The sequence below is a fragment of the Melaminivora alkalimesophila genome (assembly GCF_000282995.1).
GTDB classification, from domain to species: domain Bacteria; phylum Pseudomonadota; class Gammaproteobacteria; order Burkholderiales; family Burkholderiaceae_C; genus Melaminivora; species Melaminivora alkalimesophila.
This window is the reverse complement of record NZ_ALEE01000440.1, coordinates 1-237: the sequence shown is the minus strand read 5'-3', so window position 1 is coordinate 237 and position 237 is coordinate 1. Positions and strand designations below refer to the sequence as shown.

Genomic DNA, 237 nt, shown 5'->3' with positions numbered 1-237 from the left:
GCGCCGGCCGATGGCGGTGGCCGATATCGGCCGGGATGCGCGTTTTGCCGGCAACCCGGTGCTGCACGCGCGCGGGGTGCGCTTCTACGCCGGGGCGCCGCTGCGCGACGCGGCGGGGCATGTGCTGGGCACGCTGTGCCTGCTCGACAGCCGACCGCGTGCCTTCGATCCGCGCGAGCTGCGGCTGCTCCAGGCGATGGTCGATGACTTGGCGGCCAGCTGGCGCGGCTCGGGCGT

1 protein-coding gene is annotated in these 237 nt (G+C 75.1%); it reads left to right on the top strand.

Features of this window, described 5'->3' with window-relative positions:
* Positions 1-237, top strand: a 237-nt coding sequence (locus A612_RS08685; RefSeq protein WP_040436425.1) for a GAF domain-containing protein, incomplete at both ends; no start/stop codon positions are given.